Origin of the sequence: Oceanobacillus sp. FSL K6-0127 (assembly GCF_037983385.1) — a bacterium.
Classification (GTDB): Bacteria; Bacillota; Bacilli; order Bacillales; family Amphibacillaceae; genus Oceanobacillus; species Oceanobacillus profundus.
In genome coordinates, this window is sequence record NZ_CP150287.1 from 3,113,903 (window position 1) to 3,133,486 (window position 19,584).

15 protein-coding genes are annotated in these 19,584 nt (G+C 38.0%); 2 read left to right on the forward strand and 13 right to left on the reverse strand.

Annotated elements, in window-relative coordinates; translation table 11 throughout:
- Window positions 1-4: 4 nt before the first annotated feature.
- The 11 genes from pknB to MHH64_RS15540 form a co-directional block, all read right to left on the reverse strand.
- The gene (pknB, locus tag MHH64_RS15490; protein WP_118888946.1) at window positions 5-2,167 is read right to left on the reverse strand and encodes a Stk1 family PASTA domain-containing Ser/Thr kinase; all 2,163 of its coding nucleotides are present in this window, start codon (window positions 2,165-2,167) and stop codon (window positions 5-7) included.
- On the reverse strand, window positions 2,164-2,922 hold the full coding sequence (locus MHH64_RS15495) for a Stp1/IreP family PP2C-type Ser/Thr phosphatase (RefSeq protein WP_095308546.1): 759 nt from the start codon (window positions 2,920-2,922) through the stop codon (window positions 2,164-2,166). Before MHH64_RS15495 ends, pknB begins: the two co-directional genes overlap by 4 nt.
- A gap of 111 nt (window positions 2,923-3,033) precedes the next feature.
- Window positions 3,034-4,377, reverse strand: coding sequence for a 16S rRNA (cytosine(967)-C(5))-methyltransferase RsmB (gene rsmB / locus MHH64_RS15500; RefSeq protein ID WP_095308545.1), 1,344 nt, complete (start codon window positions 4,375-4,377; stop codon window positions 3,034-3,036).
- Between the two features lies 1 nt (window position 4,378).
- On the reverse strand, window positions 4,379-5,323 hold the full coding sequence (fmt, locus tag MHH64_RS15505; protein ID WP_095308544.1) for a methionyl-tRNA formyltransferase: 945 nt from the start codon (window positions 5,321-5,323) through the stop codon (window positions 4,379-4,381).
- A 32-nt stretch (window positions 5,324-5,355) separates the two neighbouring features.
- Entirely contained in the window at window positions 5,356-7,764 is a 2,409-nt protein-coding gene (priA, locus tag MHH64_RS15510) for a primosomal protein N' (RefSeq protein WP_095308542.1), read from the reverse strand.
- Window positions 7,765-7,766: 2 nt separating this feature from the next.
- Window positions 7,767-8,969, reverse strand: coding sequence for a bifunctional phosphopantothenoylcysteine decarboxylase/phosphopantothenate--cysteine ligase CoaBC (gene coaBC / locus MHH64_RS15515; RefSeq protein WP_095308541.1), 1,203 nt, complete (start codon window positions 8,967-8,969; stop codon window positions 7,767-7,769).
- Window positions 8,970-9,730: 761 nt separating this feature from the next.
- A complete protein-coding gene (gene rpoZ, locus MHH64_RS15520; RefSeq protein WP_095308540.1) occupies window positions 9,731-9,934 on the reverse strand; it encodes a DNA-directed RNA polymerase subunit omega in 204 nt (67 codons plus the stop codon).
- Entirely contained in the window at window positions 9,931-10,551 is a 621-nt protein-coding gene (gene gmk / locus MHH64_RS15525) for a guanylate kinase (protein WP_340001995.1), read from the reverse strand. Before gmk ends, rpoZ begins: the two co-directional genes overlap by 4 nt.
- A 39-nt stretch (window positions 10,552-10,590) precedes the next feature.
- The gene (locus MHH64_RS15530; RefSeq protein ID WP_095308538.1) at window positions 10,591-10,851 is read right to left on the reverse strand and encodes a DUF370 domain-containing protein; all 261 of its coding nucleotides are present in this window, start codon (window positions 10,849-10,851) and stop codon (window positions 10,591-10,593) included.
- A 336-nt stretch (window positions 10,852-11,187) separates the two neighbouring features.
- Window positions 11,188-12,066 (reverse strand): YicC/YloC family endoribonuclease, encoded by an 879-nt coding sequence (locus MHH64_RS15535; RefSeq protein ID WP_118888947.1) that lies wholly within the window; start codon window positions 12,064-12,066, stop codon window positions 11,188-11,190.
- A 572-nt stretch (window positions 12,067-12,638) separates the two neighbouring features.
- Window positions 12,639-15,293, reverse strand: a complete 2,655-nt coding sequence (locus tag MHH64_RS15540; protein ID WP_340001996.1) for a cation-translocating P-type ATPase — start codon at window positions 15,291-15,293, stop codon at window positions 12,639-12,641.
- A gap of 93 nt (window positions 15,294-15,386) precedes the next feature.
- Between MHH64_RS15540 and MHH64_RS15545 the strand changes: the two genes are divergently transcribed.
- Window positions 15,387-17,099: an NFACT RNA binding domain-containing protein gene (locus tag MHH64_RS15545; protein WP_340001997.1), complete on the forward strand. Its 1,713-nt coding sequence runs from the start codon at window positions 15,387-15,389 to the stop codon at window positions 17,097-17,099.
- Between the two features lie 141 nt (window positions 17,100-17,240).
- Here MHH64_RS15545 and MHH64_RS15550 read toward each other — a convergent pair whose 3' ends face one another.
- Both MHH64_RS15550 and MHH64_RS15555 read right to left on the reverse strand, forming a co-directional pair.
- The gene (locus MHH64_RS15550) at window positions 17,241-17,663 is read right to left on the reverse strand and encodes an organic hydroperoxide resistance protein (protein ID WP_095308533.1); all 423 of its coding nucleotides are present in this window, start codon (window positions 17,661-17,663) and stop codon (window positions 17,241-17,243) included.
- 105 nt (window positions 17,664-17,768) lie between these two features.
- Window positions 17,769-18,632 carry a LysR family transcriptional regulator gene (locus tag MHH64_RS15555; protein WP_340001998.1) on the reverse strand — a complete coding sequence of 288 codons (864 nt, stop codon included), beginning with the start codon at window positions 18,630-18,632 and terminating at the stop codon, window positions 17,769-17,771.
- Between the two features lie 123 nt (window positions 18,633-18,755).
- Here MHH64_RS15555 and MHH64_RS15560 point away from each other — a divergent pair, with 123 nt between their 5' ends.
- Window positions 18,756-19,520 (forward strand): class I SAM-dependent methyltransferase, encoded by a 765-nt coding sequence (locus MHH64_RS15560; protein ID WP_251658699.1) that lies wholly within the window; start codon window positions 18,756-18,758, stop codon window positions 19,518-19,520.
- Window positions 19,521-19,584: the final 64 nt, after the last annotated feature.

The following is a 19,584-nucleotide window of genomic DNA, read 5'->3' on the forward strand; positions in this document are numbered from 1 at the left end:
CGATTCACTCCTCTTCGCCATCATAGGAAACCGTTCTGTTTCGTATGACTTCGTCGTCTCTAGTAATTGTATATTCCGCTTCACTATCAGGGGCAATCGTTAATGTAAACTCAAACTCACGATCTTCTGTAATTACTTCTTCCCTGTACACATCTGATATTTCGTTGTTTGCATCTCCAATATAAATGCGAACAATCTGTTCTACGGGTTCTGAATCTTCTTCCTGATTTCCTTCGTTCCCTCGGTTCCCTTGGTTCCCTTGGTTTCCTTGGTTTCCTTCGTTTCCTTGGTTACCTTGATTACCTTCGTTTCCTTGGTCTTCCTCATCGTCCTCTGTTTCAGGATTGTACGGAACAGTAAGACTTATTGTGTGTGATCGTGGTGGCCTTGCTTCAGGTCCACTCGAAATATACACGTTAACCGTTGAACCTTCTTCCACTTCAGCTCCAGAGGCTGGATCTTGTCTAATAACTTCTCCTTCAGGAACCGTTTCAGAATTTTCTTTTATCACATTCATAACAAGATTTTCACCTTCTAAGTAAGACCTTGCCTCATCTTCCGTCATTCCTGCGAGGTTATTTAATCTAATCGCTTCTGGCCCAATGCTGACCTCAAAAATAACTCTTTCTTCACTTGGTACAACTTCACTTCCTGGTTCTGGCTGAATTTGTGTTATAATTTCGCCCTCTGGATTATCAGAATGCTTTTCAATGGTTATTATATTCGTAAAGCCTTCATCCTCCAGTAATCGATTCACCTGGCTAAAATCGCGTCCTACATAGTCTTCAAATGTCACACGTTCTTTTCCTTGGCTTACAAATAGTGTAACAGTACTACCTTCTTTCGCAGATCTTCCGGCCTTTGGATCCGTTTGTACGACTAGACCCTCTTCAATTTCATCTGAGTATGTCTCCTCTTCCTCAACAATAAATTTATCTGCTTCCAGTACTTCCCGTGCCTCTTCAACTTCCATCTCCGAAACATCCTTGACAATAATGTCCTTCGGCTGCATCAGATCGGGAATTATGAACATTGCTGCTATACCTGCTGCAAGAAGAAGTAACACAACGATTATGATAATCCATTTTTTCTTGCCACGTTTTTTCTTAGGCGGCTTCGTTTTGGCTGGTTTTTTGTCCTTTATTTTCTTCGTTTTCTTAGCCTTTTTGCCTGCATTCTTTTCTGCTGGATGATCTTCAGGATAATTTTTTGTGCCATCATCGAATTGATGAACTAATGTAGCCTGATCCATATCCTCTTCTATTTGCTGATCTGTAATAATCGGAATTGCCTTTGTTTCTTCTCCAACCTCGACTGGTGGAGCGTATAAAGGCTCATTCAGCTTATCGGGATGTAATGCATTTTCAATTGCTTCCTCTAGCTCATAAATATTTTCATACCGATGAAATGGATCTTTTGCAGTCGCCTTCAAAACAATATTTTCTACACTTTGTGGAATATCTTGGTTAAACCTTCTTACAGATGGTGTATTCGTCTGTAAATGTTTTAATGCAATTGATACAGGAGATTGTCCTGAAAATGGAAGTTTACCTGTTAATAGCTCATAGAGAACAATTCCAATTGAATAGATATCTGACTTTTTTGTTGCCATACCGCCTCTGGCTTGTTCTGGAGATAAATAATGAACCGATCCGAGTATTGAATTTGTTTGCGTTAAAGATGTTGCACTTAACGCAATAGCAATACCAAAATCAGTTACTTTCACCTGGCCAAAGCTGTTAATTAAAATATTTTGCGGTTTAATATCGCGATGTACAATATCGTTTGCATGAGCATGCGCAATTGCAGATATTAGTTGCTTCATAATATCCAATGCAACACGCACATCAATTGGACCATTATTTTGTATGTATTCCTTTAGTGTCATTCCGTCCACATATTCCATAACCATATAGAGGACTTGATCCTCTTCACCTACATCGAAAATATTAACGATATTCGGATGGGAGAGACTTGTAGCTGACTGCGCTTCCCGGTCAAAGCGTGCAATAAATTCTTCATCATGGATATACTCCATACGCAACGCTTTTACTGCAACATCACGGTTTAAAATCGTATCCCGTGCAAGGAATACATTCGCCATTCCACCTCCGCCAATTTTTTCAATTATCTTATAGCGCTCATTTAAAAGGTGACCACTTCTCATTCATCTTCACCCGCTTCCAACGAAGATCCATGTTGTAAGAGAATAAGTGTAATATTATCTTCTCCGCCTCGTTCATTGGCTAATCTGATCATCTCCAAGCCTGTTTCTTTCAAGTCTCCCGTTGCTGTTAAATAAGCAGCCATTTCCTGTTCACTCAGCTTATCGGACAAACCATCAGAACAGAGGAGTAGCTTATCTCCTGCCTCCCATTCTACGGTTAATATATCTTCTGAAACAGTTTCTTCCGTACCCACAGCCTTCAATATTATATTTTTCCTTGGATGCCATTCTGCATCTTGTTCTGAGATTTGTCCCGAACGTAATAGCTCATTTACTAATGAGTGGTCTTCTGTCACTTGTTTAAAACCATTCTCATTTAAAAGGTAGCCACGGCTATCACCTACATGTGCGATGGTTAAAAATTCGTCTGTACAAATGGCCGCAACAATGGTCGTGCCCATTCCCTCACATTCCTTGTTTTGCAACGAATGTTCATATATAGATTGATTCACATCTGAAATGGTATCCGATAGCCATACTTCGGCTTTATCTGGAGCATTTACGCGATCTGTTGTTTGCCATTTTTGTTTCATTAATTTTGTAGCAAGCTGACTCGCTACATCTCCCGCCTGATGACCACCCATTCCATCAGCGATAATCGCAATTAGCTGATCATCTGTATTATAAAATAGACCACCTGAATCTTCATTATGAGCCCGAATCTTACCACGATCTGTTAGAAAATAACCTTCCATCTTATTCCCCCCTTGCTTTCAAGTAATATATACGTAAATTACGTGTTATTTTCAGGTTAAAAACGTCATTTAAAGTATTGCACAATTTTCCCAATAAAAGAACCAAATTTATTAATTTTTTTTCAAGCGTGTTAAGAAGAATCCATCCGTCCCATCATGAGGAAATAACTGTAGACCAATATCAGTTATTCCTTGTGCATACTTTAATGTAGCTGGTAATGTTTCAAAAAACGTTTCATCGATTTGAAAGTCATGCTGATTAGCTAGGAAATTTTGCACTACTTTTTCATTTTCTAACACATCGACTGTACATGTGCTATAAATCAACAATCCGTCTTTTTTAAGCAATGGTGCTACATGTTCAAGTATTTCCGATTGAATTACCGCTAACCTTTTGATATCTTCTTCGTTTTTATGATATTTGATTTCTGGCTTTCCACGGATTACTCCTAATCCAGAGCAAGGAGCATCAATCAAAATTCGATCAAAGGTAGCTTCCTCATAGAGTTCATCAAGCTTTCTAGCATCGCCAGGTTTAGCATCAATAATCGTCAAATCCAGTTGATGCGCTTTATCATCAATAAGCTTAACTTTCTTTTTGTGCAGGTCAAATGCATGAATATCCCCTTCATCCCGCATTTTTTCAGCGATGTGCGTTACTTTACCGCCTGGTGCGCTACATGCGTCCAGTACTTTCATGCCTGGTTCTACTTCTAACATTTCTGCAACAAGCATCGAGCTTTGGTCTTGAATTGTTACATAGCCTTGTCGAAACAATTCCGTATGCAGAATGTTCCCTTTTTCCACAATAATACCTTGTTCTGAAAAAAGAGATGCTTTTGTTTCAAAGCCAAGATCTTCTAAACTGCGCATCGCTTTCTCTCTCGTAATCTTCATCGGTTGAATTCGAATGGCAATCGGCTTTTTCGTCAGATTGGCTTCACACATCGCTTTAACCGTTTCATAGTCATACATTGTCATCCATCGTTCCACAAGCCATTCGGGATGGCTTGTCCCGATAGAGAGCCTTTTTGCATCATCTTTGATCCCTTTTATATCTGGTACACCGTTACGCTGTATATTACGTAATACACCATTAACAAAAGAAGCAATTCCTTTATGACCACGCTGTTTTGCAATTTCCACTGCTTCATGAATTATTGCATGATCAGGAACTTTATCTAGGTAAACCATTTGATACACAGACATTCGTAATAGCATACGAACCCAGGCATCCATTTTCTTATTTTTCTTCACAAAACTGTCTAAATAATAGTCTAAAGTCATTTTCCGCTGAATTGTACCATAAACAATTTCTGTTAATAGCCCTTCATCTTTTGGAGCAATTCGCTTGGATTTCATCTCATTGTCGATTAGTAAATGGCTGAATCCACTATCTTTCTCAATGCGAAGTAATAAATCCAGAATTGTGTTTCGCAGCTGATATACTGTCATATTATTCACCTAATACCGTTCCAATTTTAATACGATCTTCTGAAGCTTGCAGGTAATCTTTTACAAACATTCGCTTCTTGCCTGCGGGCTGAATTTCTGTTACATTTATCCCTTTTTGGTTCCCACAAACAACGACAAATCCTTCTGTACCTATTTTTTCAACAATTTCACCCGGAGTTCTTCCGTCGTATAGTGTCTCAACGGGATTTCCCCACCAGATTTTCATCACATTTCCTTCATATGTCGTAAATGCAACTGGCCATGGATGCATGCCGCGGATTTGATTGTAAATAGCGATGTTATCTTGGTTCCAATCAATTTTTTCCTGTTCTCTTTTAATGTTTGATGCAAACGTAGCTTTTGAGTTGTCTTGTTTTTTTGGTTGCAATTCATTTAAGAAGAGCTTTGGCAAGGTCTCCATTAAAAGCGATGCGCCTGTTTGCGATAATTTATCATGCATTGACCCAACATGATCATCTCGTTCAATCGGAACTGCTCGTTGCGTGAGAATATCTCCAGCGTCTAATTTTTCAACCATGTACATAATGGTAATTCCTGTTTCTTTCTTTCCTTCCATGATTGCATAATGGATTGGAGCTCCACCACGCAATTCTGGTAATAATGATGCATGTACATTAATACAGCCATATGGTGGATTTTCAAGCAATTCGTTTGGCAGCAACTGGCCATATGCAGCAGTTACGATCAAATCTGGATTGTAGGATAGAATTTCTTCGTATTCATCCTTAAGTTTTTCTGGCTGAAATACTGGAATATTTGCTTTCTCTGCTTCTACTTTAACTGGAGGAGGCGTAATAACACGCTTTCTCCCTTTAGGACGATCTGGTTGTGTAACAGCTAGCACAACTTCATATTCAGAATTAATTAGTGTTTGTAAAACCGGAACAGAGAAATCCGGTGTACCCATAAAAACAATTCGTTTCATTTTATAGCCTTCTTTCTATTCAATAGCTTGTCTTACATCATATGGTAAGGTTGCATATCGACGGTAATTAGCAAATCGTTTTTCCGTATGTCGTCTGCAAAAATAGCTTTTAATTTATTTAAATAGGTTCGTAAGTTTGGTTCGTTTCTATATTTTATCATGCATTGATAGCGATATCTATCTTTGATCCGCGGAATAGGAGACGGTGTCGGCCCTAATAATACCGTTCCATCTCCGACATGCTGCGAAAGCATTTGGACAATTTGTTGTGTTGTCTGGACAGCTTTCACTTGATTCTCATGAGAAACCGTTACAAGTGCTAAAAAATAATAGGGTGGATATTGAAAAGCTTTACGCATAGCCATTTCCCGTTTATAAAAGGTTTGGAAGTCATACTGACTTGCCAGCTCAATACTATAGTGCTCTGGTGTATATGTTTGAACGATTACCGTTCCAGGAAGTTCATGCCTTCCAGCACGACCGCTTACTTGCGTTAACAGTTGAAATGTTTTCTCTGATGAACGGAAGTCTGGAAGGTGCAGCATTGAATCTGCTGTCAGAACACCAACTAGTGTAACATTCTCAAAGTCTAGCCCCTTCGCAATCATCTGTGTTCCTAATAATATATCTGCTTGCTTTTCCCCGAATTGCTTTAACAGCTTTTCATGTGCGCCTTTTCTTCTAGTAGTATCAACATCCATACGAATCACTCTTGCTTCAGGTAGAAGCTTTGTTAATGATTCCTCCACACGTTGTGTCCCTGTACCAAAATAGCGAATTAAATCACTTTCACATTCTGGGCAGACAACAGGTACCCTTTCTTCATAAGAACAATAGTGACATTTCATTTGATTACTGTTTTTATGATACGTTAAAGCTATATCACAATGTGGACATTCTTTTACATGTCCACAGTCTCGACACATGATAAAAGTTGAATAGCCTCTTCGGTTAAGCAACAATACGATTTGTTCCCTATTTTCAAGGCATTGTTCCATCTTTTCCATTAAGTCTCTGGAAAACATTGTACGATTTCCAGCATGTAACTCCTGCCGCATATCAACTATCTTCACTTCCGGCATGTCCATCTGATTCGTCCGCTCACTTAAAGTTGCTAGCTGGTAAACGCCTTTACTGGCTCTTGCATAAGATTCTAAAGCTGGAGTGGCACTTCCCAAAATAACTGGGCAGCTATTGGTTTTCCCGCGATGAATAGCAACATCACGCGCATGATAGCGTGGCTGATCCTCTTGTTTATAGGTCGTTTCATGTTCCTCATCAATAATAATAATTCCTAAATTCTCGAATGGAGCAAAAACGGCTGAACGAGCCCCGACAACGACTTTCACTTCTTTTCGCTGAACTTTGCGCCATTCATCATATTTTTCTCCTGCTGAAAGCGCACTATGCATTACAGCAACCATGGAGCCAAACCTGCCTTTAAACCGGTTGACCATTTGCGGTGTTAATGAAATTTCCGGCACAAGTACAATTGCTTCTTTCCCTTTATTCAAGACTTCTTGAATCGCTTGTAAATAAATTTCTGTTTTACCACTGCCTGTAACCCCATGAATCAGGAAAACATCATGCTTGTCCGCTTGAACTGCATCATTAATCGGTGCAATTGCCTCCTCTTGTTGTTTGGTTAAAGTCAGTGGTGTTGTTCTCTCGAATTCACGATTTTGATACGGGTCACGCATTACTTCCTGTTGGTAGGTTTCCAGCAAACCTTTATCAACGAGCGTCTTAACTGTACTTTTGGTGGTCCCTACTTTCTTTAATAATTCCTGCTGTTCAATCGGCTTTTCATATTCCATAAAAAACGAAAGGAGGAGTTTTTGCTTTTTCGCATTTTTGTTTAAATCGTGTAATGCTTCCTCTAACAAGTACATATCTTTTGTAGGTTTAACCATTGTTACATGCTTTTTGGTAATACGAGATTTCACAAGATAATCAACGGAAATATCTCCTGCTTCAATTAACTTTTGAAGCTGGTAGTAACGAATAGAGGCTGCTTCAAACTCCGCAAATGGAATGTAGTCTCGACCAGCAAATAATAGTTCAAACGCTTCAGGAAGCTGCTCCTCTGTCATACGCACAAGTTCCTTCTCATAGGTCGACTTTAATACTTGCGGAAGCATTGCTTGTAATGCAGTAATCGATAAGCTAAGCGTCTCATTGGCCACCCATTTTCCGAGTTCAAGCAATTCTTCTGTCAACACTGGTGTGAAATCTAAAACATTTATGATTTCTTTTAGTTTGGTAAAAGAAGATTCACTTACTCTATCTACAACAAACCCCATGATTTTACGGGGGCCAAAGGGGACAATTACACGCATCCCTACTGTAAGCATTTCTTGAAATTTTTCAGGTATTACATAGTCAAACGTTTGGTTCGTTGAACTTGACGGTACATCAACAATAACTCTAGCTATATTCAAATTCATTCATCCTTCATATCACGGTCAATAAATTCTAAGATTCTTGCTGCTACTTCCCTTTTTGAAGCTATAGAAACCTCATCTTGATGCATCGCTTTATTTAAATAGGTCACCATATTGGTATCCCCTTCAAAACCCGCACCTTCTGCTGATACATCATTCACAACGATGGCATCTAAATGCTTCTGCAATAACTTTTTCTCTCCGTATTCGAGTGGGTTATTTGTTTCAGCAGCAAACCCTACCAAGAATTGATTTGTTTTCATTTCACCAAGTGATTTTAGAATATCTTTCGTACGCTCCATTTCAATTTGCCAATTACCATCTTGTTTTTTAACTTTTTGTTCATGTACAAGTTTTGGTCTGTAATCTGCTACAGCAGCAGCTTTTATCACAATATCTTGGTCTGCAAAATGTGCGTGCATTGCTTTATACATATCTTCAGCAGTCAACACGCTAACCCGTTTAACCTTTGGGTGTGAAATACGCTCCGAAACAGGACCAGAAACAAGTGTCACTTCAGCACCTAGTTCTGCAGCAACTTCTGCAAGTGCATAACCCATTTTTCCTGAGGAACGATTTGTAAAAAAGCGTACAGGGTCAACCTTTTCACGTGTTGGACCAGCCGATATTAGCACCTTTTTTCCGGCAAGCATTTGCTCTTTAAGCTGATGACTTTCAACTGCTGCAATTATACTTTCAGGTTCTTCTAATCGACCTTTTCCAACATACCCGCAGGCTAAGTAACCTGCTCCAGGTTCGATAAAGTGGTAGCCCCAATCCTCAAGTTGTTTCATATTTTGTATAACTGCAGGATGGGCATACATATGAACATTCATTGCAGGTGCAATGTAAACATCCGCTTCCGTAGCCAATAGTGTTGTTGATAACATATCGTCAGCAATGCCATTTGCAAGTTTACCAATTATATTTGCGGTCGCGGGTGCAATAATTGCAATATCTGCCCAATCTGCAACGTCAATATGAGCAATTTTTTTTGGGTTTTTTTCATCGAATGTATCAATATATACAGGGTTTCTTGATAAAGCTTGAAACGTTAATGGTGAAACAAATTTAGCTGCACTTTCTGTCATCATTACTTTCACATTTGCGCCTTTTTGAGTTAATTTACTGGCAAGCGCACATGCTTTATACACGGCAATTCCACCAGAAACTCCGAGTAGAATATTTTTTTGATTAACCATTTATTTTACCCCTTTCAAACCTAATATCTAGTTGGAAACATCCCTAAAACATACTATCCTTGTACTTAAGCAAGTTTAGTAAAAAATTGGACTACGAGTACTTTTCCTATCAAAATAAAGTTGTTGTTTTTACATAACAGGATTAAACTGCGAACAAATGTGCGATGGGGTATAGAGCTTTTGCACTGCTTTGGAAATACACTTCGCTCGTACTGGCTTATTGGCTATTACAACAACGTTATCAAAAACAAAAGCGTCGCTCTAACCAGTCCGGATGAGCGTAGGCCGGTGACTCCTCTAAAATAAAAACCAATTTTCTTCGTGTGATGTAAAAGCTGACGGAGCATTCCTTGTCCTGCGGGAATAACACGTGTCTGAAAACTCACCGGAAGTGGTTTTCTTCCGGAAAGACTGAAGCCGTGCGCTAAGGTGCGCATCCGTCTGAAGCGATTCCGGACGGCGACAGTTGCTCCTACCAAAGCAGTTAGTTCGCAATTGCCTTCAAATGCGATGATATGTAGTTACACTATTAATTATTATAAGCACTACCCTTAGGCTCAGTTGGTTTTCTGTCAATTAAAGAACAGTATATCTTCTGTTTTTTTCATTCGTTCAAGACGCATTTTTTATTATCACACTACAACTATTGCATTAATTTAGTTATAACATATCGCAATACATATATCTTGTATAAAGCTACTTTATAAATGACGCAATGACAAGAATACCCTCCGTGAGAAAAGAACGGAGGGTAAACTTCATTATTTATTATCTTTTGCAATATATAATTTTTCAGCTTCTATTTCTTCCAACGCCATTCCAACATACTTATGAGATTTTGGTTTTTCAATCATCATATCCTTTGTATCACTTAATTCTCTTGCTCGTCTTGCTGACAACGTAACAAGTGTATATTTTGATTTTATTTTCTCTTGCAATGCATCAATTGATGGTTCTAACATCATTTTAATTCATCCTCCAATATTTTTTTATACTGTTTAGCAACTCGTTCTCGTTTTAAATGCTCACTTTTAATAATTGCTTTTACCTTGTCTACCGCATGCTCAACACGATCATTTACAACAACATAATCATAAGCATCCATCATTTCAATTTCCTTTCGAGCTTCCTTCAATCGATTAACCACTAACTCCTGTGACTCAGTACCACGATTCACAATACGATTTTTAAGTTCTTCGAGGCTCGGCGGGAAAAGAAAAATAAATACGCCCTCAGGAAAGTTCTCTTTTACCTGTAAGGCACCTTGCACTTCAATTTCCAAAAAGACATCTTGCCCTTTGGCTAACGTTTCTTCAACATATTTACGTGGAGTACCATAATAATTACTTACATATTTCGCATATTCTAATAGCTGATTTTGCTCTATTAGCGTCTCGAATTCTTCAATGGATTTGTAAAAATAATCGATTCCATCGAGTTCACCCGGGCGTATATCTCTTGTTGTCATCGAAATGGAATATTGCAGTTCCGATGCTTCCTCAAATAGTTTTTTTCTTACTGTTCCTTTACCAACACCTGAAGGACCAGAAAGAATAAATAAAATCCCTTTCTCTTCAATCAACATAGTACCTCCTAAAGCTCTAAAGAATAGATGGATAATCTATTCATCTGAAATTTCATCATTGCTAATTACCCGTTGTCCAACCGTCTCCGGCTGAACAGCAGATAGAACGACGTGGTCACTATCTGTTATGATCACAGCGCGAGTTCGTCTTCCATATGTAGCATCTACTAATTTATTATTTTCTCTAGCCACTGTAATAATCCGTTTTATCGGTGCAGATTCTGGTGACACAATCGAAATAATACGATTTGCCGACACCACATTTCCAAAACCGATATTAATTAAACTCAAGCTCAACTGACTTCCCCCTTGCAAAAGTTCTTAGAAAACTTGGCATGCACCAGTAAATGCCTTCATTGCACTTATGCAAATAAGAAAGGTTTAGACTAACTTATCTGCCAACAAATTTCGCTTTGTTTTTTATATATTTTATTCACATACCGTAAAAAATCTATATACAATCTTATTATCAAGGCAAGATTATCTATATTATACTTTATCCTAGTGGAAATTTACACTAAAAAATAAAACAGTAAAGGTTTATTGCATATCTTTCAAGGAATTTGATATGAATTGAAGCATTATTTTATATTAACTATATTTGCTCACAATGGTTTTCAGACAAAGCCTTTATTATTCTATATTTTGCACTTGTTCCTTCATTTTTTCGATCATACTTTTGAGCGAAACTGTCCATTCACTGATTGAAACATCAGTTGATTTTGAACCAATTGTGTTTGCTTCTCGGTGCATCTCTTGAATAATAAAGTCAAGTTTTCTACCTGCGGCTTCCTTGCTATTCATCGTTCTCTCAAAATGCTCGATATGACCTAATAGTCTTGTTATTTCTTCTGTAATATCCCCTTTTTCTGCCAGCAAGACAATTTCTTGATAGAATTTCCCATCTTTAGAAATTTCATCATCTACATAAACACGAATACGTTCCATAATTCTTTCTTGATATTCCTTACGTACGATATCTCTTTTCGTACGCAATTGTAACACCGTTTCAGTGATTGAACGGAGCCTTTCTGTCAAATCATTTGTTAAATAGACTCCTTCTTCCTGTCGCATAACCGAAACTTGCTTACATGCATCCAATGTTCCTTCCAGAATAAGCTGATGTACTTTTTCCAAAGAACCACCAGTATCCTTAATATGAAAAAAGTCTTGCATTGATGATAAAACTGTTAGTGGAATCTCACCATTCAAGTGGTATTTTTGCTTTGCTCTGTCGAGATGAGTCACATACTGATCTATTAATTCCCAATCTGCTTGTAGCGTTCGGTTGGAAAACCCATCTCCTTCAATGCTTATATAAACCTCAATTCGCCCTCGAGTAAACTGAGATTGAACGGTTTTTTTTAGTTTATCTTCTAAAAATAAAAAAGTCCGTGGTAGTTTGATTGCTATATCAAGAAACCGATGGTTCACACTGCGAATTTCAATTGTAACCATCGTATTTTCGATATGTAATACTTTTCTTCCATAACCCGTCATGCTTAACGGCATGTCAATCACATCCATCCTTTATTATACGTTAATCTCAAGAATTATAAACCTATTATACCATTCAAATCGGTAAGCTTCCTTTATTTTACATTATATAATAGATATAAACTTCGAATTAACACATAATGTTTGTGCGTATATCCGCTCCGGAAATATACTTCGCTTTCCGCGGGGGCTGGTGAGCCTCCTTGTGCTACCGCACTACGGAGTCTCACCGATGCCCTTCCTCCCGCAGGAGTCTACGTATATTTCCTACGCTAGTATTGGCTCACTGCTTATTATTAATAGAATACACTGAACAAGGTCATGCTCTAAACAGTCCGGGTGAGCGTAGGGCGGTGACTCCTGTGGGAACAGCACGTGTCTGAAGACTCGCAGGAAGTGGTTTTCTTCCGGAGAGGCTGAAACCGTGCCCACGGAAAGCATCCGCCCGGAGCGATCCCTGACGGCGATTGTTCCACAGATTAAGCAAATAATCACTAGTTCGGAGTTTCTTTCAAGTACGATGCAAGAACTGAAATAAAAAACCCGAGAATGTAAGTTAGACACATTTTCGGGCAGTATAATGATGTTTATTTTTTTGTGAAGCCGAATAAAACGGTTGGGATTGCACTTAATCCGATAATTAGCAACCAATCTCTCAATGATAGACTGACAGTATGGAAAATCGGCTGTAAAGGCGGCCAGTATATGACTACTAATAATAAAAGCAAGGATGAAATTACTGCAAAAACAAGATAAATGTTCTCAAAAGGATTTCGAGCAAATACAGAATGTTCACTCCGGCAATCAAACACATGAATTAGCTGTGCCAGAACAAGTGTTGAGAAAGCAGTTGTTTGAGCAAACATTAAATTGTCCGGATTATTTTGATACGTAATCATAAATCCAATCAACGTAACAATCCCGATTAAAATCCCTCTGCTAATAATTTTATAGCCTAGACCTCTTGAAAAAATACCTTCCCTAGGATTCCTTGGTGAACGCTTCATCACATCTTCTTCCGCTTGGTCTAGCCCAAGGGCCATTGCCGGAAGACCATCTGTTACTAAGTTCACCCATAGAATCTGTACCGGAATAAGTGGTAAAGGCATTCCTAGTAACATCGCAAATAGCATAACAAGTATTTCACCTACGTTAGAAGCAAGTAAATATCGAATAAATTTCCGAATGTTTTCATAGATATTTCTTCCTTCTTGAATAGCGGACTTGATTGTAGCAAAATTATCATCCATTAAGATCAAGGAAGACGCTTCCTTTGTTACATCTGTACCAGTAACACCCATACTAATCCCGATATCACTTGCTTTAATTGCTGGTGCATCATTAACGCCATCTCCAGTCATTGCAACAATATGTCCTTTTTCTTGAAAAGCTTTTACAATCTTTAACTTATGCTCTGGTGTAACCCGAGCAAAGACATACGTATCCTCGATTACATTGCTAAGCTCCTCTGTTGACATTCGATTAAGCTGATGCCCTTCAAGGACAAGTCCATCTGTCGGAAGCAGCTGTAGGTTTTCGGCAATTGCTCTAGCTGTATTGACATGATCACCTGTAATCATAACTGTTTTAATTCCAGCTTCCTTACACTCTCTAATTGCAGACTTTACTTCTTTTCTTGGAGGGTCCATCAGACCATATAAACCAATAAGCGTCAATTCATCTTCCAATAGAGCTGAATCTAGTGACATATTATTTGAAATGTTTCTCATACCAATGGCAATTGTTCGTAAGGCCTTATTTGCCATCTCATTTATTGCACCTTCAATAAGTGCTTTGTTTTCCTTATTTAATAGCTTTCGACTATCTTTATCCATATAGAAGGCTGATCTAGGTAAGAGTACATCCGGTGCACCTTTCGTTATTAAAAAGCGCATTTGATTTTCGTCTTCTAGGACTACACTCATTCGTTTTCGGTCTGAATCAAATGGAAACTCTTTAATGATCCGAAATTTTTTACCAAGCTCATCTGTCAGTCCGAGTTTTTTTGCCGCAACAAGAAGTGCACCGTCCGTTGGATCTCCATCAATATAATTTTTCCCTTTTTTCACTACTATCGAAGCGTTATTGCAAAGCATTCCATATGAAAGCATCGTTTCTAAATTTGGCAATGAAGGCTCTACTTTCTCACGATGCAGGAAAAAGTCACCTTGAGTCTGATAGCCATCTCCCGAAACATAAAGGTATTCCCCATTCAGGAAAATTTCCTTAACAGTCATTTGGTTTTCAGTCATTGTTCCCGTCTTATCTGAGCAAATCACCGATGCACAGCCAAGCGTCTCTACAGCTGATAATTTTCTTACAAGTGCTTTTTTACGAATCATACGTTGCACACCTAGTGACAAGGCTACTGTCACAATTGCCGGCAAACCTTCTGGTATCGCAGCAACCGCTAACGAAACCCCTGCCAGAAACATCTCATACATTGGATGTCCTTGTATCACTCCGAGGCCTACAACAAGTACAGTAAGGAGTATAGCGACAACGATTAATATCTTTCCGAGCTCTGCTAGTTTCATTTCTAGTGGTGTAATCATTTTTTTCGTATTCGCCATCAAAGATGCAATTTGCCCCATCACCGTGTTCATACCAGTTCCAACAACGATACCTACACCTGAGCCTCTTGTAATGAGTGTTCCCATAAAGCCCATATTGACTTGATCCTGTACATCCAGATCATCTTTAATGATTGCTGTTGCATGTTTCGCAACGGGAAGAGACTCACCAGTTAGTGCGGATTCCTCTGTTTCCATCCCATTTGATCGAATAATACGAATATCAGCAGGAATACGGTCTCCACTATTTACCTTAACAATATCCCCTACAACTACTTCTCTTGAGGATATTTTCTCCCAGCTCTCATTACGCAGCACATTTGCCATTGGAGCTGATAATTCTTTTAGCTTTTCCAGGGAATTTTCTGCCTTTTGTTCCTGGAAAAAACCGATAAAACCATTGACTAATACGATAACCATAATCGCAATAGCATCAACAAATTCTCCAAGCAATCCAGCTATTAGCGTAGCAGCGAGCAAAACAAGGACCATAAAATCCTGAAATTGCTTAAGGAAGATCAACCATTTGGATGTATTTTTCTTTGCTTCCAGAATATTTTCACCATATTGTTTTCTCCGCTCATTAGCCTGCTTTCCTGATAACCCTCTGTCTGCTGATACATGAAGCTTCTCCTCTACCTTTTCTGCATCTAACTGATACCAATTCATCTGCATTCCTCCGGCATTTAAATAGTACAAGCTAATTCCATATCTATGCATACTCATCCAAAAAAATGCTATAATTGCTTTTGAGGTGATGTTATGCCATTCGATGGAATTGTAACGAGAGCAATAACAGAAGAATTACAAGAAGAAATAGTACATGGGAAAATCAATAAAATATATCAGCCAACACAGACGGAGTTAGTTTTTACGATTAGAAGCCAAGGAAAAAATCATAGCTTATTGTTTTCTGTTCACCCCACCTATGCAAGATTTCATTTAACAGAAGATACATACACGAACCCAAAAGAGCCGCCAATGTTTTGCATGGTTTTAAGAAAACATCTTTCAGGAGCCATTGTTGAAGCAATTGAACAATTTCGCATGGAACGTATTGTAACCTTCACGTTAAAAACACGGAATGAAATTGGAGATATAAGTCATAAATTACTCGTAGTTGAGTTAATGGGAAAGCATAGTAATGTAATGATTGTTGATAAAGAAAAAGGACATATTATTGATAGCATCAAGCATATTTCCATGGCACAAAATCGATATCGTACGATTTTACCGGGGCAAGTTTATAAACTGCCTCCTTCACAAAATAAATTAAACCCACTTGAAATTGACGGAGAACAATTGATACGGAAACTTGATTTCAATGCTGGAAAAATTGATCAGCAAATGGTCGGAATCTTGGAAGGGTTCTCCCCATTAATTACAAAGGAAATTGTAGCGCGTACCAATTTCGGGTCTAATGAGGTTTATATTGAAAAATTTGCGGAAGTGCAGCAGCAGCTACTCGATCATGATTACACACCGGCAATTTACCGAGCCGGCAAAGAAGATTTTCACGTTATTCCAATCTCTGCTTTCAATGGAGAGACTACCGAATTTCAATCGGTTAATAAGATGTTGGATTCTTTTTTTTCCGGAAAAGCAGAGCGTGATCGAGTTAAACAACAAGCGAAAGACTTATATCGTTTTATCAAAAACGAAAAAAGCAAAAATGAACGTAAATTAAAAAAGCATCAGCAAACAATTAAAAAGGCAGAAAAAGCAGAGCATTATCAAAAGATGGGAGAACTACTTACTGCACATATGCACCTTGTTAAACAAGGAGACCCGAGCATCAATGTGATTGATTATTATGATCCGGATCAAAGAGAGCTAACAATCGAGCTCAACCCAAATAAATCACCGAGTGAAAATGCTCAAGGATTTTATAAGACATACCAGAAGCTTAAAAACTCAAAACGGGTGGTTGAAAAAGAAATCATCCGTACAGAAGAAGAAATAAATTATGTTAATCAATTACTGCAACAGATCGACGTTGCACGGGTCGAAGATATAGAAGAAATACGTGAAGAACTGCGTGAAGAAGGATACTTGAAAAAGCAAAAATTTAGCGCTAAACACAAAAACAAACCAAGAATACCAGAACCTGAAACGTATGTGGCGTCTGATGGTACTATAATTGTCGTAGGAAAAAATAACAAGCAAAATGAATATGCCACCATGAAGCTTGCCCACAGAGATGATACTTGGCTGCATACAAAAGATATTCCAGGTTCCCATGTTATCATTCGAACAAAAGAGTATAGTGAACAAACACTTTTGGAAGCTGCTGAACTAGCTGCCTATTTCAGTAAGTCGCAGAATTCATCCTCTGTTCCGGTCGATTATACGAAAATAAGACATGTTAAAAAACCTAATGGGGCCAAGCCAGGGTATGTCACATACGATAACCAAAAAACAATCTATGTTACACCATCCAAAGATACTGTCGACAAATTAAGTAAAAAAAAATAGTGACAGAATCGAGAAAATCAAAAGCTGACTCGAAATCATTTCCGAAAATGAATTAGAGTCAGCTTTTTATAGCTTTAACTTTCGTGGAATAATTACAACCACTTATTATCGTCGAAGCGTTTTTAAATATAAACAACAATATTATACTACTTGTGGATTTAATTTCACTTCAATATTTCCTCTTGTAGCCTTTGAATATGGACATGCCTGATGGGCTTGTTCTGCTAAATCTTGGGCTTCCTCTGGATTTAATCCTTCGATTTCAATATTTAATGTCACACCAATTTTATATCCATTATCTGTTTCATCTTTCATAAAACTTACCTCTGCTGTTGTTTCTGAATCAATTTTTAGATTTTGCTTTGATGCAACTAAATTTAACGCTCCATCATAGCAAGCTGCATAACCAGCTGCAAATAATTGCTCTGGATTTGAACCTTGCTTATCATCTTTATTTGATGCGGGATTAACTAGTTCCAAATCGATTAAGCCATCATCTGATTTTACATGACCATCGCGTCCATTTGTTGCTGTTGCTTTTGCAGTGAAAATTACATCGCTCATTAACGTTCACTCCCCTTTCCCGTATTTACGTATACCATTCCTTTTCCACACCATTGTTAAACATCGTCTGGAAAATCATGATCGAATGGCAGAATTTAAGCGCCATCATGTGAGAAAAGTCGTATTCGTAAGTGCTGCTATAAATTCATCAACTTGTGGCAGCTTGCTGATTCCTTCTTGGTAGCTAAGCCACGTATAGCGTGCTACAACCTCTCCGTCTAACTCTAGTGGGATATGCGGATATGTATCCATCAATGAAGAGGATACACTTTTAGGTAATACCGCCATGCCAATCCCCTGCTTCATAAATTGCTTACATGTTTCAATTTGATCTACGGTCATTGTTTTCAATGGTTTGATTTGATCTTGGTGATGATAAAGCCAATTATCTACTAGTTCATGCATACTGTCATCACTTTTAAACGAAATAAGCGGACGTTCTTTTATTTTATTATCAGGGAAGGGTTCTGTGTCAAACATATATAATGGATCATCAAAAAGTCTTATGGATGTTGTTTCCTTCAACTTTTCACCACGAATGATACAAACATGGTATTTTTTATGATCTCTTTTTATATCCTCACTAATTCCTGTAACAAGATCAATCGCCACTTTCGGGTGCGCAGCAGTGAATTCCCCAAGAATGGCTGGGAGAAATCGTTGACTTATTAATGACGAGCAAGCAATTGACAATGTTCCCTGGATATCTTTTCCTGTCTCTGATAATTTATTCTTTAACTCTCTTTCTCTTTCAACAACTTGTTTCGCATGCTCTAAAATAATTTCACCACTCGGTGTTGGCATAAGCCGTTTTGATGTTCGTATAAAAATCATCTCTCCAAAGTGCGCTTCAATGAATTTTAAACGCTGTGTTACAGCTGGCTGTGAAATAAGAATTAGCTTTGCTGTCCCTCTAATTGTTCCAACTTCATTCAATTTCAATAGTAACTCATAGTCATCGATTTTCATTAGAAACCCCCTGATAACTTTTTATGATTACTATTGATTATATATCAGTATTTTACTTATCGCACATATAAGCATAAAATAAATATAAGAATAATCTCAACTTTATAGAAGGAGGGAAATATTATGAAAGAAAAAATTAAAGTGCAGGAAATATTCGGCAAAAATAAAGAAGCCTATGTAACGAGCAGTACACATGCTGGCGGTACCGATTTAGAGCTGTTAAAGGAATGGTTAGAGCTAAAGTCAGACATGGTAGCATTAGATATTGCAACAGGCGGAGGGCATGTTACAAAGACTATATCACCATATGTTAAAACAGTAATTTCCACTGACATTACAAAGGAAATGCTAGAAAATACAGCCAATTATTTAAGTGATTTAACGAATACGCATTATGTTATTGCTGACGCGGAAAATTTACCATTTATCGATAATTATTTTGATATCGTTACCTGCCGTATTGCTGCACATCATTTTCCAGACGCGGGGAAATTCATTGATGAAGTACAACGCGTTTTAAAGCCTTCGGGAAAATTTCTTTTCATCGACAATATTGCATCCGAAAATAAGCACTATGATGCGTTCATTAATGCCCTTGAAAAGATGCGTGATGATAGCCATATTCGTTCTCGAAAAATACCCGAATGGAAGTCGTTGCTTGAAAGAAATAAATTAAAACTGTTAAAAGAAACAAAGCGAAAAAAGACTCTTCCATATGCTGAATGGGTCCACCGAACTCTTGATTCTACAGACAAAATAGAAAAAGTATCCCACTACCTTAATGACGCACCTGAAACTATTCAGAATTATTATCAATTTAAATTTAATGCAGAAGGCGATATACAATCCTTTGCAATTGATGAATGGATGGCATTGTATGAAAAGTAATACGTGAACTAGGATTGTAACAAAATAAATATTGCTTTATTTATATTTTATATAAACTGTGGAT